The organism is Pontibacter sp. YIM B11418, from assembly GCF_059278805.1.
In genome coordinates this window covers 634,226-655,715 of record NZ_JCAEMH010000001.1, presented here as the reverse complement: position 1 = coordinate 655,715, position 21,490 = coordinate 634,226, and the positions used below count along the sequence as shown (strand labels likewise).

17 protein-coding genes are annotated in these 21,490 nt (G+C 49.5%); 12 read left to right on the top strand and 5 right to left on the bottom strand.

The window, feature by feature from the left end; genetic code table 11:
* Positions 1–207 precede the first annotated feature (207 nt).
* The 4 genes from AC4QZR_RS02935 (at position 208) to AC4QZR_RS02920 (ending at position 9,161) form a co-directional block, all read left to right on the top strand.
* The gene (locus AC4QZR_RS02935; protein ID WP_494479549.1) at positions 208–3,354 is read left to right on the top strand and encodes a SusC/RagA family TonB-linked outer membrane protein; all 3,147 of its coding nucleotides are present in this window, start codon (positions 208–210) and stop codon (positions 3,352–3,354) included.
* Between the two features lie 17 nt (positions 3,355–3,371).
* A complete protein-coding gene (locus AC4QZR_RS02930) occupies positions 3,372–4,850 on the top strand; it encodes a RagB/SusD family nutrient uptake outer membrane protein (protein WP_494479548.1) in 1,479 nt (492 codons plus the stop codon).
* Between the two features lie 141 nt (positions 4,851–4,991).
* A complete protein-coding gene (locus tag AC4QZR_RS02925; RefSeq protein ID WP_494479547.1) occupies positions 4,992–6,662 on the top strand; it encodes an amidase in 1,671 nt (556 codons plus the stop codon).
* A 96-nt stretch (positions 6,663–6,758) separates the two neighbouring features.
* The gene (locus AC4QZR_RS02920) at positions 6,759–9,161 is read left to right on the top strand and encodes a prolyl oligopeptidase family serine peptidase (RefSeq protein WP_494479546.1); all 2,403 of its coding nucleotides are present in this window, start codon (positions 6,759–6,761) and stop codon (positions 9,159–9,161) included.
* A gap of 201 nt (positions 9,162–9,362) precedes the next feature.
* Here AC4QZR_RS02920 and AC4QZR_RS02915 read toward each other — a convergent pair whose 3' ends face one another.
* A complete protein-coding gene (locus AC4QZR_RS02915) occupies positions 9,363–10,184 on the bottom strand; it encodes a phosphatase PAP2 family protein (protein WP_494479545.1) in 822 nt (273 codons plus the stop codon).
* 309 nt (positions 10,185–10,493) lie between these two features.
* Between AC4QZR_RS02915 and metK the strand changes: the two genes are divergently transcribed.
* The gene (gene metK / locus AC4QZR_RS02910; protein WP_494479544.1) at positions 10,494–11,798 is read left to right on the top strand and encodes a methionine adenosyltransferase; all 1,305 of its coding nucleotides are present in this window, start codon (positions 10,494–10,496) and stop codon (positions 11,796–11,798) included.
* A 94-nt stretch (positions 11,799–11,892) separates the two neighbouring features.
* Here metK and hpf read toward each other — a convergent pair whose 3' ends face one another.
* From hpf to AC4QZR_RS02890, 4 genes are all read right to left on the bottom strand, one after another.
* Positions 11,893–12,192 carry a ribosome hibernation-promoting factor, HPF/YfiA family gene (gene hpf, locus AC4QZR_RS02905; RefSeq protein WP_253400945.1) on the bottom strand — a complete coding sequence of 100 codons (300 nt, stop codon included), beginning with the start codon at positions 12,190–12,192 and terminating at the stop codon, positions 11,893–11,895.
* Positions 12,193–12,216: 24 nt separating this feature from the next.
* Positions 12,217–13,095 (bottom strand): tyrosine-type recombinase/integrase, encoded by an 879-nt coding sequence (locus tag AC4QZR_RS02900; protein WP_494479543.1) that lies wholly within the window; start codon positions 13,093–13,095, stop codon positions 12,217–12,219.
* A 74-nt stretch (positions 13,096–13,169) separates the two neighbouring features.
* The gene (gene rpsU / locus AC4QZR_RS02895) at positions 13,170–13,364 is read right to left on the bottom strand and encodes a 30S ribosomal protein S21 (protein WP_253400943.1); all 195 of its coding nucleotides are present in this window, start codon (positions 13,362–13,364) and stop codon (positions 13,170–13,172) included.
* Between the two features lie 161 nt (positions 13,365–13,525).
* Positions 13,526–14,665, bottom strand: a complete 1,140-nt coding sequence (locus tag AC4QZR_RS02890) for an acyl-CoA dehydrogenase (RefSeq protein ID WP_494479542.1) — start codon at positions 14,663–14,665, stop codon at positions 13,526–13,528.
* 328 nt (positions 14,666–14,993) lie between these two features.
* On the opposite strand from AC4QZR_RS02890, the gene AC4QZR_RS02885 reads away from it, so the two are divergent.
* The 7 genes from AC4QZR_RS02885 (at position 14,994) to AC4QZR_RS02855 (ending at position 21,316) form a co-directional block, all read left to right on the top strand.
* Positions 14,994–15,740 carry a tyrosine-protein phosphatase gene (locus tag AC4QZR_RS02885; protein WP_253400941.1) on the top strand — a complete coding sequence of 249 codons (747 nt, stop codon included), beginning with the start codon at positions 14,994–14,996 and terminating at the stop codon, positions 15,738–15,740.
* A gap of 22 nt (positions 15,741–15,762) precedes the next feature.
* Positions 15,763–16,773, top strand: a complete 1,011-nt coding sequence (locus tag AC4QZR_RS02880) for an NAD-dependent epimerase/dehydratase family protein (RefSeq protein ID WP_494479541.1) — start codon at positions 15,763–15,765, stop codon at positions 16,771–16,773.
* Between the two features lie 68 nt (positions 16,774–16,841).
* Positions 16,842–18,239: a tetratricopeptide repeat protein gene (locus tag AC4QZR_RS02875; RefSeq protein ID WP_253400939.1), complete on the top strand. Its 1,398-nt coding sequence runs from the start codon at positions 16,842–16,844 to the stop codon at positions 18,237–18,239.
* Positions 18,239–19,027, top strand: a complete 789-nt coding sequence (locus AC4QZR_RS02870) for a phosphosulfolactate synthase (protein WP_253400938.1) — start codon at positions 18,239–18,241, stop codon at positions 19,025–19,027. Before AC4QZR_RS02875 ends, AC4QZR_RS02870 begins: the two co-directional genes overlap by 1 nt.
* Before the next feature lie 84 nt (positions 19,028–19,111).
* Positions 19,112–20,056, top strand: a complete 945-nt coding sequence (locus AC4QZR_RS02865; RefSeq protein WP_494479540.1) for a polyprenyl-phosphate transporter — start codon at positions 19,112–19,114, stop codon at positions 20,054–20,056.
* A 23-nt stretch (positions 20,057–20,079) separates the two neighbouring features.
* Entirely contained in the window at positions 20,080–20,817 is a 738-nt protein-coding gene (locus AC4QZR_RS02860) for a shikimate dehydrogenase family protein (RefSeq protein WP_494479539.1), read from the top strand.
* Positions 20,818–20,914: 97 nt separating this feature from the next.
* Positions 20,915–21,316, top strand: coding sequence for a YkvA family protein (locus tag AC4QZR_RS02855; protein ID WP_494479538.1), 402 nt, complete (start codon positions 20,915–20,917; stop codon positions 21,314–21,316).
* The last annotated feature ends 174 nt before the right edge of the window (positions 21,317–21,490 follow it).

The following is a 21,490-nucleotide window of genomic DNA, read 5'->3' as shown; positions in this document are numbered from 1 at the left end:
GTTTTATCGAATGATGTGGCCTTCAATGTGTTGCAAAGGCTATTTTGTGCCTTTAGACGCTGTCAGAGGGATTTCAAAGGGTAAGAAAAATATTACGCAGAATCTTTGTTAAGGTTTTGTTAAATGTTTTTAATGCCTATATTTGGTGATAAAACTATTCTATTATCTAATCTATTTATTATCAACCTAACAAAACAAGTGTAGTTTATGAAGAAAGTATTACTACTTAACTTCTTGTTTTTGTTTGCGCTTTTGGGCCAGGTAGCGGCACAGAGCAGGACAATAACAGGTAAAGTTACGGGGGCAGGGGACGGAGTACCTCTTCCTGGGGTATCTGTAGTTGTGAAAGGTACCACTACTGGTACAGCAACTAATGCAGACGGTTCATTCAGCGTAAACGTACCAGAAAATGCGAACACCCTGGTGTTCCGTTACATTGGATACGTGGCACAAGAGGTGGCGATTGGCGCAAATACTTCTATCAACGTGGCATTGGAAATGGATAGCAAGCAGCTGTCAGAGGTTGTGATCCAGGTGCCTTACGGCACTGTGGCAAAAACAGCTTTTACTGGTGCTGAGTCTACTATCTCTACAAAGTCAATTGAAAGACAGCAGGTGACTTCGGTTACTAAGGTGCTGGAAGGTCTTGTGGCTGGTGTTCAGACTACTAACGGTGGTGGTGGCCCAGGTTCAAACGCTGATATCCGTGTTCGTGGTATCGGTTCGATCAACGCTAGCAGCGCACCACTGTATGTAGTGGATGGTATCCCTTACGATGGAACACTGCAGTCTATCTCTACTGACGACATCGCAACTGTAACTGTATTGAAAGATGCTGCTGCTTCTGCTCTTTACGGTTCACGTGCTGCAAACGGTGTGGTAATGATCACAACAAAGAGAGGTAGCAAAGCTAGAGCAGGTGTTACAGTTAACCTGAGAAAAGGTGTCTCTGAGCGTGCTATTCCAGAATACGAGCGTGTGAACTCACAGCAGTATTATGAGTTGAACTGGGAAGCAATGCGTAACAACCGTCTTGCTGCAGGCCTTTCTCCTGAAGCTGCTAATAAATATGCTTCTGATAACATCGGATCTGGTATTGGCTTGGTTTACAATCCTTTCAACGTAGGCAGAACTGAGATCATCGACCCTGCAACAGGTAAACTGAACCCTAACGCATCACTGCTTTATCAGGATAACTGGTCTGATGTGCTGTTCCAGCAGGCGAACAGAACAGACCTAAACGTAAACGTTTCAGGTGCCGGAGATAAGAGCGACTATTATCTTTCTGTTGGTTATATCGATGAAGAAGGTATCGCTAAGTTCTCTGGTTACGACCGTGTAAACGCTCGTGCTAGCATCAATACCCAAGTGAATGACTGGTTGAAAACTGGCATTAACTTAACTGGTAACCTGTCTGAGAACCAAGGTAACTATGCTACAGGTACTGCTACTTCTAACCCATTCTACTATTCTCGTAACATGGGCCCTATCTATCCGGTGTGGCAGCGTGACGGAGAAGGTAACTTTATCCCAGATCCAGTTCGTGGTGGTAATGCCCTTGACTGGGGTGGTGGCACAAATGCTCCTATGGGCATCAGACCATACGCGCCAAACTCTAACCTATTAGGTACATTGGCTCTTGATGAGAGATCCATGAGAAGAAGTGAGGCTACTGCAAACACATACGCAGAGATTAAATTCCTGAAGGACTTTACTTTTAAGACTACTTTCGGTGGTAACTACTACAACGGTTTTGCGACAACTTACCAGAACTCTCAGTTCGGTGATGCTCAAGCTGACAAAGGTAGATCTACTAAAGCCGATACAAGAACACTTTCTTACACTTTCAACCAGGTGTTGACCTGGAACAAGAAGTTCGGCGAGCATAGCATTACTGCATTAGCTGGGCACGAGAACTACTCTTGGGAGTCTAGAAGCGTTTCTTCTACTAAAACAGGCTTCCCTTTCCCAGGTACAACTGAACTGGCTTCTGCAGCAAACATCACAGGTGGTACTTCTTCCTTTAGCGAGCACAGAATCGAAGGTTACTTCTCTCAACTTAGCTATAGCTTAAAAGATAAGTACTTAGCTTCTGCCAGCTTTAGACGTGACGGTACATCAAGATTCTTCGAAGATGTACGTTGGGGTAACTTCTACTCAATTGGCGCTGGCTGGAGAATTTCTGAAGAAGATTTCCTTTCAGCTGACTGGATTGACGAACTGAAACTTAGAGGTAGCTATGGTGAGCAAGGTAACGAGGTGACTAGCAGTGTTTACCAGTGGCAGGGTCTTTACGGCCTGGGCTGGAACAACGCTTCGAATCCAGGAGCCCTTGTAGAAAACCTCGCTGCGAAAGATCTGCAGTGGGAAACCAACGCAAACTTTAACATTGGCGCTGACTTCAGACTCTTCAACAAAGTTGACGGTACTGTAGAATACTTCCAGAGAACTTCTGATAACCTGTTGTTCCAGGTGCAGCTTCCTTACTCATCAGCTGGTGACTTAAGACAGTGGGCTAACATTGGTACCATGACGAACAAAGGATGGGAGTTCCAAATAGGCTATAACGCAATCTCTACATCTGATTTCGATTGGAGAATTGATCTCAACGCAACTACTTTCAAGAATGAGATTACTAAACTTCCAAACGGTGATCCAATCATTAGTGGTACTAAGAGAATGGCAGAAGGCAAAGATGTATATGCATTCTGGGCACGTGAGTACATGGGCGTAGATCCGAAGAATGGTGATGCCCTTTACCGTGCGGACTCCAAGCTGTACAATCCTTCAAGCGCTGCCTACCAGATCATTGGTTCTGACACAGTAACGAATAACATCAACAATGGTGTATTTGGCTACCATGGTACTGCAATCCCAGACTGGACAGGTGGTATTTCTAACTCGTTCAGATACAAAGCGTTTGACTTGGCCGTTCTTGCTACATTCCAGGTTGGTGGTACATTCTACGACTCTAACTACCTGACTTTGATGCACAGAGGTGCTTATGGAACGCACATGCACAAGGACCTTCTGAACCGTTGGACTCCAGAGAACACTAACACAGATGTGCCTAGATTGCAAAACGCGATTACAAATCAGGATGGTTATTCATCAAGATGGTTGTTTGATGCATCTTACCTGAACATTAAGAACATCAACTTCGGTTATACCCTTCCAGCTTCTCTTATCTCTAAAGTAGGTGTGAGCAGTGTAAGAGCTTTTGCTTCAGTTGAGAACGCATTTATTCTTACTAAGAACCCAGGTATGGACCCTCAGCGTAGCTTCAACGGAACAGCTGATTTCTCTTATCCTGTAATGCGTACTTACACGGTAGGCTTAAATGCTAACTTTTAATTAGGATTATAAATTTTATGAAGAATATATTCAAAAAGGTTGCCCCATTAGCGCTAGCAGCGCTAATGCTGGTGGGCTGCGAGAAGGAGTACCTGGAGACTAGTCCTAACTCAGAGGTTCCAAATGAACTGGTATTTGCTACTACAGATGGAGCCTTAGTAGGACTGAATGGTATCTACAGATTCATGTGGGACAGTGAAGACCATGACAAGTTCGGCCAGAAGGCACTCGATATCGCCATGGACTACATGGGCACGGACATGTTCACTCCTGTAAGAGGCTATGGCTGGTATGTGGCAGACTATAACCTGTCATCTATTACGTCAACTACAGCTACTTCCAGATCTGGTTATGCCTGGAGACACTACTATCGTGTAATCTTCAATGCAAACAACCTGATAGCGAACATTGATAATGCAACCGGCCCTCAGGCAGATAAAGATTATATCAAGGGTAATGCACTGACTCTTAGAGCATACGCTTACTTCTACCTGGTTAATCTGTATCAGCATACCTACAAAGGTCATGAAAATGCTCCAGGTGTTCCATTGTACACTGAGCCAAACGCTGCCGTAGGAAAAGGCAGAGGCACTGTACAAGAAGTTTACAACCAGATTGTTGCTGACCTTTCTGCTGCTGAAGCACTTCTAGATGGTAAAACCAGAAAAGTAACTCCTTCGCATATCAATGTGAATGTTGCTAGAGGATTGCATGCCCGCGTAGCATTGCAGATGGAAGACTATGCCACTGCAGCCGTTAAGGCAAATGCAGCTCGTCAGGGTCGCACACTTATGAATGCTACAACTTATGCAAATGGTTTCAGCACGCATAACACTGAGTGGATCTGGGGTCTTCAGATTCCTAACGACCAGGCAACAATCTACGCCTCATTCTACTCTCACATGGATAACACCGCAGGTGGCTATGCAGGTCTGGGAAGTACGAAGCTGGTTGCAAGAGAAATTTATGATGCGATGGCAGACGGAGACGTTCGTAAGACATTGGTTCAGGCTCCGCTTGCGAATCCAACAGACAATGACTACGAGAACTATACTTCATTCAAGTTCCGTAAGCCACTTACAAGCTCATGGCAAGGTGACTATGTGCTGATGAGAGCTTCTGAGATGTACCTGATCGAAGCTGAAGCACTTGCAAGACTTGGCAGAGACGCGGAAGCTGTAGCATTATTAGAAACTCTTGTTAAAGCTAGATATGCAGGTTATACTGCTCCAGCCACATCTGGCCAGGCACTGATCGACGAGATCCTGATGCAGAGAAGAATCGAGCTTTGGGGCGAAGGCTTCCAGTTGCTAGATATGAAACGCTTAAACAGAGACCTGGAGAGAACTCCTGGTGATCCGAAAGAAGGTTATCACAACGCTGGTCTTGCTATCGTACTTAACCGATCAATAACAGATAATGCGTTCTTGTGGAGAATCCCTCAGACAGAAATTGACTCTAACGATCAATTGTCTGCATCTGATCAGAACCCATAACAGATTCTGAACACTTAGAATTTACAAACCGCCCCTTGCTCTGCAGGGGGCGGTTTTTTTGTACCCAGTATTTCCGAGGCATAAGCTAAAAATGAAACAGAATTATTAACTTAAAGCTCTCAAATACAGCTGAATGTTTCTATGAAGAAATCCTATACCTATACCGCACTCGGTGCTACATGCTTCCTGTTTGGTGCTTTTGTGACAAAGCTAGCTGATGACAAGATCACCGTGGACGTGCTGCGGAGTGCTCAGCAAATGATAGGTCTGAACTTCACGGATGCGCAACTGGACTCAGCTACAGCCAGCGTTGCAGAGTTTCGGGAAAGTTATCAGCGCATCAGAAAGCAGCCGGTAACAAATGATGTTGCACCTGCTCTGCAGTTTAATCCTATACCTGTCGGGTTTATGTTGGAGAAGAAACGGGAAAAGTTTGAGGTGGAGCGCAGGAAAGGTATAAAACTACCTACCAACAGAGAAGAACTCGCTTTCTACTCCGTCCCGCAACTGGCAGAGTTGGTACGCACAAAGCAGCTTAGCTCCGAGGAACTGACCAAGTTCTTCCTGGGCCGGTTGAAACAGCATGGACCTACCTTGCAATGTGTAACCAGTCTGACCGAAGAGCTAGCCCTAGAACAAGCACGACGCGCAGACCAGGAGATAAAAGCAGGGAAGTATAAAGGCATACTGCACGGTATACCGTATGGCGTGAAAGATCTGCTGGCCACCAAACGATACAAAACAACATGGGGCTCAGTGCCCTATAAAGACCAGCAAATTGACCTGGATGCCACAGTTGTTCAGCGACTGGAGCAGGCTGGTGCTGTGCTGGTTGCTAAATTAACTCTTGGTGAGTTGGCGATGGGCGATGTATGGTATGGCGGCAAAACCCGCTCGCCCTGGGACACCACAAAAGGCTCCAGTGGCTCCTCAGCCGGATCAGCGGCAGCCGTATCAGCAGGTTTGCTTCCCTTTGCTATCGGAACCGAAACGCTTGGCTCTATCGTATCGCCTTCCACAGCTTGCGGAACTACAGGGTTGCGACCAACATTCGGCCGGGTGAGCCGGCATGGTGCCATGGCGCTGAGCTGGTCCATGGATAAGATCGGACCAATTGCCCGCTCCGCCGAAGACTGCGCCATCGTGTTTAACGCTATTTATGGACCGGACGGAAAAGACCTGACCGTCGTAGATGCCCCGTTTAATTACAACAAAAATGTGGATGTGCGAAAGCTGCGGGTTGGCTACCTGCACAAAGACTTTGAACGTGACTATCCTTTTAAAGAAAATGACAAAGCCACACTGGAAGCCCTCAGGAACGCAGGTATAGAGCTGGTGCCGATTGAACTGCCTAATCTACCGGCCCGGGACCTGACCATGACCATTTCGGTGGAAGGGGCCACCGCATTTGACGAACTGACCCGCAGCGGCCGCGACAGCCTGATGGTGCAGCAGCATAAGAATGCCTGGCCAAATATATTCAGGGCAGGTCGTTTTGTTACTGCCGTGGAGTATCTGCAGGCACAGCGGGTACGCTCCCTGATCATTCAGCAAATGCACGAGAAGCTCAAAGGTATAGACGTATACCTAAGCCCCTCCTTTGCAGGCAGCAACCTGGTGATGACGAACCTGAGCGGACACCCCTGTGTAGTGCTGCCAAATGGCTTCCAGAAAAACGGTATGCCGACGACGATTACCTTCATGGGGCAACTCTACGGGGAGGCAAAAGTGTTGGCACTGGCCAAGCTATACCAGGAACTGACGAACCATGACGAGCAGCGTCCGCCAATGGCACTAAGTAGCAATAAGTAAGGTATAGCCCCAGGCGCAAAAAGGTAAATGCCTCCGTTTGGTAAGTTTGGATTTTATAGCTTAATTTCATTTCAAACAACAATCTAATCATCTATTATGCTTCTTAAGAAGAAAGCCCTTCTCCTGATGTCCTGGCTTGTGCTGGCTGGCGGTGCCGCTGTACAGGCACAGGAGAACAGCAACAAGCTGAGTGTGGAGAAGATCATGCGCGACCCGACCTGGATTGGCACCTCTCCGAGCAATGTGTTCTGGTCAGAGGATGGCAAAAAGATCTACTTCAACTGGAACCCTGATACCAACCGCAAAGACTCGCTCTACAGCGTATCTGCTAGTGGCAGTAACCTGCAAAAGGTGAGCGCGCAGGAGCGCCGTGCGTTGCCAGGAACTTGGAACGCCCGCTACAACAGAGCCAAAACCCAGAAAGTATATGAGAAAAATGGCGACCTATACCTGCTCGACATCAAGAGTGGAAAGTCCCGGCAGATTACCAATACGGTAGAGCGGGAGAACAGCCCTTCGTTTAGCCATGACGAGAAAAAGGTGGCCTTCGTGAAAGATGGTAACCTATACCTGTGGACGATTGCCAATGGCCAGTTAGCACAGTTAACTGATTTCAAAAAGGGAAACAAACCAGCGGAAGAGAGCAAAAACCCACAGCGTGACTGGCTGAAAGAGCAGCAACTGGCTCTCCTGCAGATCGTGCGCGAACGCGAAGCGGACAGCAAAGCAGCCAAGCAACAACAGAAAGCTGACAACCCAAAAAGGCCGAAAGAGATTTTCATTGGCGACAAGTCCGTGGATAACATTGTGCTTAGTCCGGATGAGCGCTACATCAGCTACCGGATGGTAACGCGTCCTAAAAACGCGAAAGTAGCCATTGTGCCAGACTTCGTTACCTCGACGGGCTACACAGAGGATATCAACACCCGCACCAAGGTAGGCGATGCACAGGCAACCTTCGAGTCATTTGTGTACGACATCAGCCGTGATTCAACCTATGCACTGCAGGTGAGAGGTATAGAAGGTATAAACGATCAACCTGCCTATCTCCGTGACCGAGATACCAAAGCAAGTATAGCCAAAGAACCAGCCACAAAACCTGTCAAAACAGAAGCACGCGCCGTAACCCTGTTTGGGCCCGTGTGGTCAGACAATGGCAAGCACGCCGTGATGGTAGCCCGTGCAGCCGACAACAAAGACCGCTGGATACTGAAGCTTGACCCGGCTTCTGGCAAGCTGAGCACACTCGACCGCCAGCGCGACGAAGCCTGGATCAATGGACCAGGTATAGGATACGGAACAGGCGATATCGGTTTTATGCCCGACAACGAGCAGGTGTGGTTCCAGTCCGAGGAGAGCGGTTATTCACACCTCTACTCCGTGAACCTGAACAATGGCAAGAAGAAAGCACTTACAAGTGGCAAGTTTGAGATTTCCGGCCCCCAGATTTCCAAAGACAAGAAGAACTGGTATTTCACAGCGAACAAGGTACACCCGGGCGAGAAGCATTTTTACAGAATGCCAGTCAATGGAGGCGAGATGACCCAACTGACCTCCGGCACTGGCGCGCACGAGGTAACCCTTTCACCAGACGAGAAAAAACTGGCCATTCGCTACTCTTACAGCAACAAGCCCTGGGAGCTGTTTGTGCAGGACAACAAAAAAGGAGCCAAGCCACGCCAGGTAACCCAATCACTCACCGACGAGTTCAAGTCCTACAACTGGCGCGAACCGGAGGTGATCAGCTTCAAGGCAAGCGATGAAGAGGACGTATACGCCCGACTGTATCGTCCGGAGAAAGCGGTGGCGAATGGCCCAGCAGTGATCTTCGTACACGGTGCCGGCTACCTGCAGAACGCCCATAAGTGGTGGAGCTCCTACTTCAGAGAGTACATGTTCCACAACTTCCTGGCTGACAACGGCTATACCGTGCTGGATATCGATTACCGTGGCAGCGCCGGTTATGGCCGCGACGTGCGTACCGGTATTTACCAATTTATGGGTGGAAAAGACCTGAGCGACCACGTGGATGGTGCCAAGTTGCTCGTAGACAAGTATAACGTGGATCCAAAACGCATCGGGATTTACGGTGGTTCTTACGGCGGCTTTATCACACTGATGGCCATGTTCACAGAGCCGGATGTGTTTGCCGCAGGCGCTGCCCTGCGATCTGTAACAGATTGGGCGCATTACAACCACGGCTATACCTCCAATATCCTGAACGTGCCGCAGCTCGATAGCCTGGCGTATGCCAAGAGCTCGCCCATTTACTACGCGGAAGGCCTGAAGGGAGCACTCCTGATCTGCCACGGTATGGTGGACACCAACGTACACTTTCAGGATGTGGTGCGCCTGACCCAGCGATTGATTGAGTTGGGAAAAGACAACTGGGAGCTGGCCGTCTACCCGGTAGAGGACCACGGCTTCACAGAGCCAGCCAGTTGGACTGACGAATACAAACGTATCTACAAACTCTTTGAGGAGAATCTCAAAAAATAAAACTCACCTCCAGTTAATAAAAAAGCGCCCGGCAGTTTATACCGGGCGCTTTTTTTATGTCGCTTATCAACGGAAGCAGCACTTTATCAGTTATTGCAAATCAACCTCCTTCGCTTCCTGCTCCCAATCCCGTTATCGAAATGCCAGGACTGATTTTAGCGGAAGAGGTATAGTGAGTATGGTGGTCTTTATACCTTGTGCTTAGAAGGTATAGCTCAGGTTAGCTCCCTGCGAGGCTGAGCCGGTAAACGTTGGGATAATGGTCGGACTTAGCGAAAGGCCGCTGTTATTGGATTTTTTGTGTAGTTGTGGCACCAGAATACCAACAGCCGAACCCACCGCGTAGCCCAGCAGGTTATCGCTGAGGAAGTGCTTGCCGGCTCGCAGACGCAGGTAGCCTACGGTAGCAGGTACGGCGGCCGCTCCTAACCACACATAGGTACGGGCAGGCGAGTCGGGGTTGAAGTCATGGAACACTTTGGCAAAGAAGAAAGAAGCCGCCGCTGCCGCCGTCGTGTGCCCGGCATAAAAGGAGTTACGGGCATTGGCACGCATTTTATCTCCTATCTCTACATCCGGACTATAGACCAGGGGCCTTGTTCTTGGATTAAAACCACTCGACATTGTGAACAGGGCACCTGTGATGGCCATGGTCTGCACATACATGCCAAAAACCTGCCCTGCGTTGCTGCGCACATCGTCGTCGAAAGCCGTCAGGAGGAGCGGAAGCGCAAAAGAGCCGTAGAATGGGATGTCACTTACTTTCTTGGCCTGGTCGGAGTCCCAGCCAGCAGAAAAGCGGTCAAAGCTGTTGACCTGGTTTTTGTTCAGGTTGGCAATCTGCTCTTCGGTAAGCCCGTCTTTGTCCTGCATGCGGGTGAGGCCATAGTAACTGAGGCCCATACCTGCCGCCGTAATCGGGGCGTCTACTGCAAATTTGGTTCTGTAGGGGGAGTCGTTCTGGGCCAGGCTGACCTGTGCTGTCATGGCCAGGCACCATATCATCAAAATATATTTTTTCATCGTTGAGTCTTAAATGTGCAATTTTAATGAATGAAACGGGGCTATATATAAAAGGTTTTGTATAGCTTTTGTTTAGTTGCCATGCCCTGTAAGTATCTTTTGACTGACACGGGCTATGCTGCAGGGCGACTGGCTTTTATCTGTTATATACAATTCTGAGGGGATAAGGTTGGCGTATCAAATTAGATTTTAAATACAAGTATACCCTGTGTAAATGATCGTTTTTATTGTGACGGAATTGCTGTAGCTTTGCAATCGCTGTCGTTTCTGGCAGTTGGTTTATACTTTGTACCTAAACCCATCATTGAGATGCCATATTTGTTCACATCCGAGTCTGTATCAGAAGGACATCCGGATAAAGTAGCGGATCAGATTTCTGATGCCCTCTTAGATGCATTTTTAAAGCAGGACCCACAGTCTAAAGTGGCTTGCGAAACGCTTGTTACGACAGGGCTTGTTGTGCTGAGCGGCGAAGTGAAGACGGAAGCATACGTCGATGTGCAGAAGATTGCCCGCGACGTGATAAAGCGTATAGGCTATACCAAATCAGAATATATGTTTGATGCCGACGCCTGTGGTGTGATATCGGCTATACATGAGCAGTCCCCGGACATCAACCAAGGCGTGGAGCGCACCAACCCTGAAGACCAGGGTGCCGGCGACCAGGGGATGATGTTTGGCTATGCCACCAACGAAACGGACAACTACATGCCGTTGGCGCTGAGCATTTCGCACTTGCTGCTGGAGGAACTCTCTGCCATCCGCAAAGAAGGCAAGGAGATGACATACCTGCGTCCGGATGCCAAATCACAGGTGACTATCCGCTACAGTGACAACCACGTGCCGGAGGAGATTGATACGATCGTGATTTCGACCCAGCATGACGAGTTTGTGCTTCCTGCAACTGACAGCAATGACGCCAAGTTAGCAGCTGAGAAGCAGATGGTAGCTAAGATTAAAGAAGATGTAGACAGCATCCTGATGCCACGTGTGCTGAAGCTATTGCCGGAGCGCATCCAGAAGTTGTTCAATAACGAAATTACTTACCACATCAATCCAACCGGCAAGTTCGTGATCGGTGGCCCACACGGCGACACTGGCCTGACCGGTCGTAAGATCATCGTGGATACCTACGGAGGTAAAGGTGCCCATGGTGGTGGCGCTTTCTCGGGTAAGGACTCCTCTAAGGTAGACCGTTCTGCCGCGTACGCCACGCGTCACATCGCCAAGAACTTGGTGGCGGCCGGCGTAGCCGATCAGGTGCTGGTACAAGTCGCTTACGCCATTGGCGTGGCCAAGCCGGTTGGTTTGTACGTAACCACCTATGGCTCTACCAAAGTGAAGGATGCGAGCGGTAACCTGATGAGTGATGGTGAAATTGCCGAGAAGGTAAACAAGCTGTTCGACATGCGCCCTTACGCGATCGTGCAGCGCTTTGGACTGCAGAACCCGATCTTCTCTGAAACAGCCGCTTACGGCCACATGGGCAGAACGCCGGGCAAGAAACAGGTAGAAGTTTCTGTAAATGGCACCAAAGAAGTGAAAGAGTTCGAGACCTTCACCTGGGAGAAACTCGACTACGTAGACAAGATCAAGGCAGAGTTCGGTTTATAACCGACTTATACCTTGCGCCATAAAAAAGGCCTGCTGAGCAATCAGCAGGCCTTTTGTTTTATACCTGTCCAGGTATAGCAGAGTTCAAACGGGCTTAGTGCGCCATTTGCTTTTGCTTGAATCTTTTAAGCTGACGGCGCATGGCCTCTACTGCTGCGTCAGCTGCAGCTTCGAAAGAGGTTGCATCTTCTTTGGCGAACAGGGTGGAGCCTGGTACGTAAAGCTTTATCTCTACAGTCTTATTATCTGTTCCATCGTTGTTGTTATGTTTAAGAAACACCTCGCCCTCTACAACGCGGTCGTAGAATGTTTCCAGTTTATCTACTTTCTGCTGGATGAAATCGGTCAGCTGTCTGTCAGCCTCGAAGTGGATTGAATGCATCTGTAGCTTCATAATCGTAACATTTTATGGTTAAACTTATGCTTTTGGATGAGCCTTCTCGAAAATCGATTTCAGCTTCTCTATTGAATTGTGTGTGTATACCTGTGTGGCAGCCAGGCTGGCATGCCCCAGCAAGTCTTTGATGGCATTGAGATCAGCGCCGTTGTTCAGCAGATGAGTAGCGAAGGAGTGTCGTAGCACATGTGGGCTGTTATGTTCAGAAGTGGTAACCAAGCTGATGTACTTTTTAGCGACACGGTAAACGAACTTCGGATAGAGAGGTCGTTCTTTATTAGTAACGAGCAGCCTTTCCGAATTGTTATTGCCAAACAGGCTTTTCTTGTGCTCCAGAAATTGCCTGATGGAATGGACGAGCGTGTCGTTTAGGGGGATGATGCGTGCCTTGTTTCCCTTGCCCAGCACACGCACGGTTTTGGCATGCAGGTCTACGTCTTCGTGCGCTATACCTATGAGTTCGGCAAGTCGCATACCGGTCCCGTACAAGAACTCTAGTATCAGGCGGTCGCGCTGCCCTTCAAAGGTATCTTCGAAAGTAAAGGTGTCCAGGAAATTATTGAAAGGCTCTTCCGGTACAAAGGCGGGCAGCTTCTTCGACACTTTAGGTGCCTTGATGCGCAGCATCGGGTTGGCGCTGATGCGCTGCTGGCCCAACAGGAATTTATAGTAGGAGCGGAGGCAGGCGATCTTGCGGTTAACAGAACGGGCCTCCAGGTTTTTGTGCACAAGGGTCAGGATCCACGACCGGATGATGGCATGGTCTGCCTCGGCAGGATCGGTGATCTGATAGGTGTCCTGCAGGTACTGCGCGAACTGGCCCAGATCGGTGTGGTAAGAGGTAAGCGTATGCGGACTATACCGCTTCTCGTATTCGAGATACTTAAAAAATAATTCCATACCTTGATGTAAAAGACAGGGGTGCCTGCCATTTATACCAAGGTATGGAAAAATAAAATATCTTTAAAGAAAGACTAGTAGTTTTCGTTAGCGAAAAGCTGCTGCTTATATCTCGCTCTTTCTTTTTGCTTTCTCTTAGAAACAGATGGTTTCTCGAAGAACGTTCTCGCTCTCAGCTCTTTCAGAACACCAGTTCTTTCAAATTTCTTCTTGAATCTCTTCAGGGCACGGTCTACAGACTCGTTATCTTTTACGTTTACAATAATCATGTTTTTCCTCGCTTCTTCTGATATTTAGGGATGCAAATTTAGTTAATGTTTTACTTAAAAATCAATAGTTTGACGAAAATAATTCCGCGAACCATACAAAAGTGCCGCAGGCACAGCCAAAACCAGCTTGCGTGCAAGTTAAAACACTTTTGATTGCCAACCTATTTCAGGATGGCTCTGGAGATAACCAGTTTCTGGATCTCGCTTGTCCCCTCGCCGATGGTACACAGCTTGGCATCGCGGTAATACTTCTCGGCCGGGTAGTCTTTCGTGAAGCCATAGCCGCCGAAGATCTGCACGCCCTCGTTCGCCACTCGCACCGATACCTCAGAGGCATACAGTTTTGCCATGGCGGACTCCTTGTTCACGTTCAGGCCGCGGTTTTTCATATCGGCCGCCTGGTAGGTGAGGAGAGAAGCTGCCTCGATCTCCGTCGCCATGTCAGCCAGTTTGAAAGAGATGCCCTGGAAGCTGGAGATCGGTTTGTTGAACTGGCTGCGCTCCTGCGAGTAAGCCAAAGCCGCCTCAAAAGCGCCCTGTGCTATACCTAGCGAAAGCGCCGCGATAGAGATACGACCACCGTCGAGCACTTTCATGGCCTGAATAAAGCCTTCACCCACTTTGCCCAGCATCTGGTCTTTGTGCACGCGGCAGTCTTCGAAGATCAGTTCTGTGGTTTCGGAGGCACGCATGCCCAGCTTGTCTTCCTTGCGACCTGCGCTGAAGCCCGGTGTGCCTTTTTCGATGATGAAAGCGGTCATACCATGGGAGTCACCCACTTCGCCGGTGCGCACGATCACAACAGCCACGTTGCCGCTCTTGCCGTGCGTGATAAAGTTCTTGGCACCGTTAATCACCCAGTGGTCGCCGTCCTGCACGGCCACGGTACGCATGTTGCCGGCGTCAGAACCTGTGTTAGGCTCTGTCAGGCCCCAGGCACCGATCCACTCGGCAGTAGCAAGTTTAGGCAGGTATTGTTTTTTCTGCGCCTCGTTACCGAATTGCAGGATGTGGCCGGTGCAAAGGGAGTTGTGCGCCGCCATGGACAGGCCAATAGAACCATCGATCTTAGACAGCTCCGCGATAGCCGTTACATATTCCAGGTAGCCAAAGCCGGAGCCGCCGTACTCGGTTGGTACCAGCACGCCCATCAGGCCCAGTTCGCCCAGCTTCTTGAACACTTCCACCGGAAACTCCTGACTCTCGTCCCACTCCATCATTTTTGGTTTGATGTGCTTGGCTCCGAAGTCACGGATCATATCGGCAATCATGCGCTGGTTTTCTGTGTAGTTAAATTCCATTTAAGTTTAGATGTTATAAAGTCGCGTGTATTAAACTGATAAACGAATAAAGGGTTTACAAAGCTAAGTAAATTAGCCTGATTGCCAAATTCGGTGTTTTAGTTTCATTTAGTTAATGTTTGAACGCCGGCCATGATTTTCTTGCTGACTGCTTTCAGTGTCGTATAAAAATCAGTAATTTGACGGCTGCGCTCCCTGGTCTTATATTAAATCCAAACGGACTGCGTTTATTTTGATAGCGGATAATATTTGCGTTATTTTGATGTTGCGTTGCCGTGTTTGGCAACGTTTGTGTTTTGTGCCGTGTACATACGGTTGAATAGAGCCAATGATAAAGTTTTTCCAGAATCTGTTTGGCAAGGAGGAAATGCAGGTTGAGTCGCTGGGTATACTCGGTGTGGACATGCATTCGCACATACTGCCAGGTATAGACGACGGCGCCGCCACCCTGGAGCAGTCGCTGGAACTGGTGCGCGGTATGCAGGAGATGGGTTACCGCAAGCTGATCATGACGCCTCACATCATGAGCGATTTCTACCGCAACACGCCCGAGATTATTCGCATGCAATTGAAAGTGCTGCAGGATGCCGTCACGGCTGAAGGTATAGAGATGGAGCTGGCTTGTGCCGCCGAGCACTACCTGGACGAGGCCCTGCTGCAGAAGCTGGAAGACAACGAGGAACTGCTCACATTCGGTGACAACTACCTGCTGTTCGAGACCTCTTTCCTGAACGAGCCGCTCAACCTGCGCGAAGCCATTTTCCGGATGCAGTCGCTGGGCTACAAGCCGGTGCTGGCGCATCCCGAGCGCTATACCTACTTCTATGGCAAGTTCGATGATCTGGTAGGGCTCCGGGAGCAGGGTGTGCTGTTGCAGCCAAACCTCAACTCGCTTACGGGCTATTACTCTCCAGGCGCCAAAATGATCATCGAAAAACTAATTGATGCCGGTCTGGTTGATTTTCTGGGCTCTGATACACACAGCCTGAAGCACATTGCCAACCTGCAGAAGGTGCTTTGCTCGAAGTATCTGGTAAAGGCCCTGGAACTTCCGCTACTCAACAGTAAACTATAATCCCTTAACTCACCCTATACCCATGTCGATGGTTTTCGTGACAGGCGGCAGCGGCCTGATTGGCAGCTATCTTATACCGGCACTCGTCGCGCAGGGCCACCGGGTGCGTGCGCTATACCGTGGCCAGGTGCCGGCTGTAGCGCAGGCTGACCAGGTAGAGTGGGTGGAGGGCGATATTCTGGATGTTGCCTTGCTGCGAAAAGCGCTACAGGGCGCAGCCTACGTGTTTCATAGTGCCGGCCTGGTGTCGTATGCGCCGCAGGATGCCGAGTTGCTGCAGCAGGTGAATGTGGTTGGCACTGCCAATATCGTGGATGCCTGTCTGGAAGCGGAGGAAGAGATCAAGCTGTGTCATGTTAGCTCAATTGCCGCCATTGGCCGCAACAAGGATGCAACGCTGCTGAATGAAACCAGCAAGTGGGATGCCGGCGAGAAGCAATCAGCCTATGCCGAGTCGAAGCACTACGGCGAGCTGGAGGTATGGCGAGGTATAGCCGAAGGGCTGCAGGCCGTGATCGTGAACCCTTCTGTGGTGTTGGGACCGGCCGACTGGAACCGCAGCAGCACACGTCTTTTCAAGTATGTGTACCAGCAGCGACCATTCTATACCCCAGGCAGTGCTAATTTCGTGGATGTGCGCGACGTGGTGGAGGCCATGCTGCGTCTGACGTTCTCGGATGTTTCCGGCGAAAGATTTATCCTGAATGCCGGACAACTCACTTATAAAGAGTTTTTTGAGGAGGCTGCCCAATGCTTTGGCAAGAAGGCACCTTCTTTCAGAGTTTCTCCGGCATTGGCCGAAGTGGTGTGGCGACTGGAGCATGCCCGTGCCTGGCTGACGGGGGGGCGACCGCTCATCACAAAAGACACTGCCCGCGTGACCACCAAAAGCCACGTGTTTGACAATCAGAAGGTTCATAAAACAACAGGTATGGATTTCAGGCCACTGACCGAATCCATTGCCTGGACTTGCCAGGGTTTGCTGCAAATAGCACAGAATCAGAGAGGTCCGGAACTGACCCGCGCAAACTAAACTATTTGCAGTTTATAAATGTAGTTAAAAGACAAGAACTGCCTTTTGCAGTTTGTGGGATATAGGAGATGAAAGAGAATTTTGACGAGCACAGCGAAGATTCTGAACTGATTATTCGGTTCGAGCAGATGCTGGGTACAAACGAGACCGTTTTTTTTGACCTGACCGATTTTGAATATATAATAGACCACTATACCGCTAGCTTTGACTATAAGAAGGCGCTGCTGGCCTGTGAGTCCGCTATTGCACAGTATCCTTTCTCGACAGGGCTCCAGATAGACAAAGCGCAGCTGCTGGCCATGTCCGGCAACTTCGAAGACGCCATGGTGCTCATCGATCAGGTGGCCGAAGTGGAGCCGCAGAACCCCGATGTGCTCCTGACCCGGGGCATCATTTTTACGCAGCGCGGCGAGTATCGCAATGCCGTAGACCATTTCAAGAAAGCCCTGGCCTTTGCTGAGGACCGAGACGATATCTATTTCAACATTGGCCTCACTTACCAGAGTTGGGGCAAGTTCAGCTCAGCTATTAAGTACTATAAGAAGTGCATCGAACTGAACGTGGAGAACGAAGCTGCCATGCAGGAGATCATCTACTGCATGGAGATAACCGGCTCTATGCGCGAGGAACTGCCCTTCTTTCAGGCCTTTATTGACAAAGACCCTTACTCGTATGTGGCCTGGTTTAATCTGGGTAACGTGTACAACAAGATGGGATCTTACGATAAGGCCATTGCCGCTTACGACTACTCTACTCTTATCAAGCCCGATTTTATCACGGCTTACAACAACATGGCCAATGCCTATGTGTTTATTGGGGAGTATACCAAAGCCATCGAAGCCTTTAACGGCATGCTGGAGCACGGTTCGCCCTCAGCAGAGGTGTTCTGCAACATAGGCGAGTGCTACGAGAAGATGCAGCAATGGGACCTGTCGCGCCGCTATTACCAAAAGGCTATTGACCTGGATCCGGAGATGGACGAGGCGTGGTTTGGCATTGGTGTGGTGCTGGATGCGCAGGGCAAGTGGTATGAGTCGGTGCACTTCTTTAAGAAGGCCGTCACGCTTTACGACGATAGTGTGGATTACTGGGTGGCGCTGGCTTCGGCCGAGTACCATGTGGGCCACGTGGTATCGGCGCTGGAAAGCTATGCGCGTGCCGCTGAAATTCAGCCGGAAGATAAAGACATATACCTTAACTGGTCAATCATTCTCTACGAGCAGGGTAATTTTGAGGAAGCGACCGAAATAATTCTGAATGCGATAGAGCTGCAGCCTGATGAAGCAGAGCTGTATTACAGGGCTTGTGCCTACATGCTTTCGGCAGGAAAATACCGAGAAGCATACAATTATCTGGAAAATGCATTAATTTTGGACTTCGAAAAACATAAGCTGTTGTTTGAGTTCTTCCCTGAGCTTGAGTCTCAGCGCGCATTATCCCGACTAATTGACCAATATCGCAAATAATGAACAGCAATTATATTCTGAACGGCCTGCCAGAGCGTGCAGCAAAGCCGCGTGAGCGTGGCTTTACCATGGCCATGGACAAAGGCCTGAGCATACGTGAAGTAGAAGACTTCCTGGATGTGGCAGGTGAGTACGTAGACATCGTGAAACTGGGCTGGGCTACCTCGTATGTGGTGCCAAACCTGCAGCGGAAGCTGGATGCCTACCGCGCAGCCGGTATACCTGTCTACTTCGGAGGTACCTTGTTTGAGGCCTTCATCGCCCGCAACCAGTTTGAAGACTACCGCCGTGTGCTCGATAAGTATAATATGACATTTGCGGAGGTATCGGACGGCTCTATCGAAATGAACCACGAGAAAAAGTGCGGTTACATCCGGACGCTGTCTGAGCAGGTGACGGTTCTCTCAGAAGTTGGCTCAAAGGACGCTGAGAAGATCATCCCGCCTTATATGTGGATCAGGCTGATGCAGGCTGAGCTGGAAGCAGGTGCTTGGAAAGTGATCGGGGAGGCCCGCGAGGGAGGCAACGTAGGCTTGTTCCGCTCCACAGGAGAGGTGCGTAGCGGTCTGGTAGAAGAGATACTGACCAAAATTCCGTTTGAGAAGATCCTGTGGGAAGCGCCTCAGAAAGCGCAGCAGGTATGGTTCATCAAACTGCTGGGTGCTAACGTGAACCTGGGTAACATTGCGCCAAGCGAGGTTATTCCGCTCGAGACGATCCGACTCGGTTTGCGGGGTGACACTTTCACGCACTTCATCAACAACGGACAGCCCATCATAGACGCTTAATACAAAACGAATCAAAAAAATTGCCCGTCAGGTTTACCGATGGGCAATTTTTTTGTGCTTAGCCAAATCCAGATTATTAAAAGCATGAAACGACGATCTTTAAAAGAACACCTGCTCCTCTATTTAAAAGGTATGAGTATGGGTGCTGCTGACGTGGTGCCTGGCGTTTCCGGAGGTACTATTGCCTTTATATCAGGTATTTACGAAGAGTTGCTGGATGCCATCCGTTCTGTTAATGGTGATGCGCTGCGATTGCTGTCACGTTTCGATATCAAAGGTTTCTGGCAGCACATTAATGGAAGTTTTCTGGTGGTGCTGCTGTCCGGGATTTTCACTTCCATCCTGACTCTTTCCAATCTGGTGGTATACCTGCTGGCGACCTACCCAATTATGGTGTGGGGTTTCTTCTTTGGCTTGATCGTGGCGTCGGTTGTTGTGGTGGCTAAAAAGATAACCCATTGGCGGCCTGCTACCATCTTGTTTGGGCTTATCGGGGCGGTTATGGCCTATTACATAACGGTGGCTGTGCCCATGCAGACACCTGAGGCGCATTGGTTCGTTTTCATAGCAGGCGCTATCGCGATTTGCGCCATGATCCTGCCCGGTATTTCGGGAAGCTTCCTGTTGCTGCTGATGGCCAAGTACGAGTTCATCATGAATGCGCTCAAAGAGTTTAAGATTGACATCATTCTGGTGTTCGGCGTAGGCTGCGTGACGGGCCTGCTGGCTTTTTCGCATGTGCTCAACTGGATGCTGAAGAAGTACCATAACGTGACCGTGGCGCTCCTGACAGGCTTTATGCTGGGTTCGCTCAACAAGGTATGGCCCTGGAAAAAGACACTCGAAACGTATACCGACCGCCACGGCGAAGTGAAGCCGCTCCTGCAGGAAAACATACTGCCGGCTCAATATGCCCAGCTGACAGGCGAAAGCTCATACCTGCTCTACACGGTGCTGCTGGCCATTTTCGGTTTCCTGGTGGTATACCTGCTCGATCGCATCGCCGAGCGCCCTGCCGGGAAGGTATAGCTTTACTTAAATCAAAAAAAGATATGCGTAAATTCGGTCTCATCGGCAAAAAGCTCGGGCACTCCTTCTCGAAGCGCTACTTCTCAGAGAAGTTCGCCCACGAAGGTATAGCCGACGCTGCTTACGAACTTTACGAACTGCCCGATATCGCCGGTTTCCCTGAACTGCTAGCGCATGAGCCTGAGTTGGTCGGGTTGAATGTGACGGTGCCTTATAAAGAAGTCGTTATCCCATACCTGCACGAACTGGACGATAGCGCTGCCCGTATAGGCGCTGTGAATACCATCAAAATAGCGGGCGGCAGAACCAAAGGCTATAACACCGACTATATTGGTTTCCGGGATACGCTGCAGCAGTTTTATCCGGCGGGTGAGGGCGCCCAAGCGCTTGTGCTCGGAACGGGCGGCGCTGCCAAAGCCGTCTGGGCTGCTCTGGACGAGTTGGCTATACCTTATACCTCCGTCTCCCGAATCCCAGCCCAAAATCAGCTGCCTTACGAGGCCATAACACCAGAGGTGCTGCAGGCTTATGCCCTGATTATCAACACGACACCGTTAGGTATGGCCCCTGCTACAGATACCGCTCCGGCTATACCTTACGAGGCCCTGACACCGGAGCACTTTCTCTACGACCTGGTCTATAACCCCCAGGAAACCCTATTCCTGCAAAAAGGCCGTCTGGCAGGGGCGCATACGATGAACGGGTTGCCCATGCTCCATGCGCAGGCCGAAGCTGCCTGGAAAATCTGGGCTAACGAATAGCCTGGATAAAATATTGCGTATATTTTATGTTATTATGAAACTTTCTGGTAGTGCTGCTGCGTAAGGAGAAATAAATCACCCCCTTGCCCTTACACCCATGATGCACTTGACCTACCTTCGCCAGAAAGCGCATGAGATAAATGCGGAGATCTACGCCCTATACCTGTCTGCCCGTCACCCGGAGGTGAGATGGTATGTGCCGCTCTTGCTGGCTGTGGTCATCGGCTATGCTATTTCTCCCATCGATCTGATTCCTGACCTGGTGCCTGTCTTTGGTTTTCTGGATGATGTGGTGCTGGTGGTGCTGGGTATACACACTGCTTATCAATTGGTGTCCAAAAACATACTGGGGCAAGCCCGGTTGCAGGCCTATGAAGTGCTGAGTCAGGATGGCGAAGGGGCCTCTGACGCTTACCAGATCATCGGCTATACCTGGGTTTTGATCGCTGCCCTTTTCTCGATCATGTTCTACAAGCTTTTGTTCTTAACTGTCCTCTAAAACCTCTCTCACCTTAAATAATTCCGGCAAGGGCCTTTCCGTTTTGGAGAGGCCCTTGCTGTTTATACACAGTTTTCTGTTGTGGGAATATTTAATCTTAATATATTTACTGTGCAATTGTTCTTGGTGCGCTTTTATGCCATCCACCAGAGGTGAAAAATTATTTTTTTGTGC

What these genes read in the sequence shown, in the direction of transcription:
- AC4QZR_RS02935 (WP_494479549.1), top strand. Translation starts at nt 208, where the DNA reads ATGAAGAAAGTATTACTACTTAACTTCTTGTTTTTGTTTGCGCTTTTG.
- AC4QZR_RS02930 (WP_494479548.1), top strand. Translation starts at nt 3,372, where the DNA reads ATGAAGAATATATTCAAAAAGGTTGCCCCATTAGCGCTAGCAGCGCTA.
- AC4QZR_RS02925 (WP_494479547.1), top strand. Translation starts at nt 4,992, where the DNA reads ATGAAGAAATCCTATACCTATACCGCACTCGGTGCTACATGCTTCCTG.
- AC4QZR_RS02920 (WP_494479546.1), top strand. Translation starts at nt 6,759, where the DNA reads ATGCTTCTTAAGAAGAAAGCCCTTCTCCTGATGTCCTGGCTTGTGCTG.
- AC4QZR_RS02915 (WP_494479545.1), bottom strand. Translation starts at nt 10,184, where the DNA reads ATGAAAAAATATATTTTGATGATATGGTGCCTGGCCATGACAGCACAG.
- metK (WP_494479544.1), top strand. Translation starts at nt 10,494, where the DNA reads ATGCCATATTTGTTCACATCCGAGTCTGTATCAGAAGGACATCCGGAT.
- hpf (WP_253400945.1), bottom strand. Translation starts at nt 12,192, where the DNA reads ATGAAGCTACAGATGCATTCAATCCACTTCGAGGCTGACAGACAGCTG.
- AC4QZR_RS02900 (WP_494479543.1), bottom strand. Translation starts at nt 13,095, where the DNA reads ATGGAATTATTTTTTAAGTATCTCGAATACGAGAAGCGGTATAGTCCG.
- rpsU (WP_253400943.1), bottom strand. Translation starts at nt 13,364, where the DNA reads ATGATTATTGTAAACGTAAAAGATAACGAGTCTGTAGACCGTGCCCTG.
- AC4QZR_RS02890 (WP_494479542.1), bottom strand. Translation starts at nt 14,665, where the DNA reads ATGGAATTTAACTACACAGAAAACCAGCGCATGATTGCCGATATGATC.
- AC4QZR_RS02885 (WP_253400941.1), top strand. Translation starts at nt 14,994, where the DNA reads ATGATAAAGTTTTTCCAGAATCTGTTTGGCAAGGAGGAAATGCAGGTT.
- AC4QZR_RS02880 (WP_494479541.1), top strand. Translation starts at nt 15,763, where the DNA reads ATGTCGATGGTTTTCGTGACAGGCGGCAGCGGCCTGATTGGCAGCTAT.
- AC4QZR_RS02875 (WP_253400939.1), top strand. Translation starts at nt 16,842, where the DNA reads ATGAAAGAGAATTTTGACGAGCACAGCGAAGATTCTGAACTGATTATT.
- AC4QZR_RS02870 (WP_253400938.1), top strand. Translation starts at nt 18,239, where the DNA reads ATGAACAGCAATTATATTCTGAACGGCCTGCCAGAGCGTGCAGCAAAG.
- AC4QZR_RS02865 (WP_494479540.1), top strand. Translation starts at nt 19,112, where the DNA reads ATGAAACGACGATCTTTAAAAGAACACCTGCTCCTCTATTTAAAAGGT.
- AC4QZR_RS02860 (WP_494479539.1), top strand. Translation starts at nt 20,080, where the DNA reads ATGCGTAAATTCGGTCTCATCGGCAAAAAGCTCGGGCACTCCTTCTCG.
- AC4QZR_RS02855 (WP_494479538.1), top strand. Translation starts at nt 20,915, where the DNA reads ATGATGCACTTGACCTACCTTCGCCAGAAAGCGCATGAGATAAATGCG.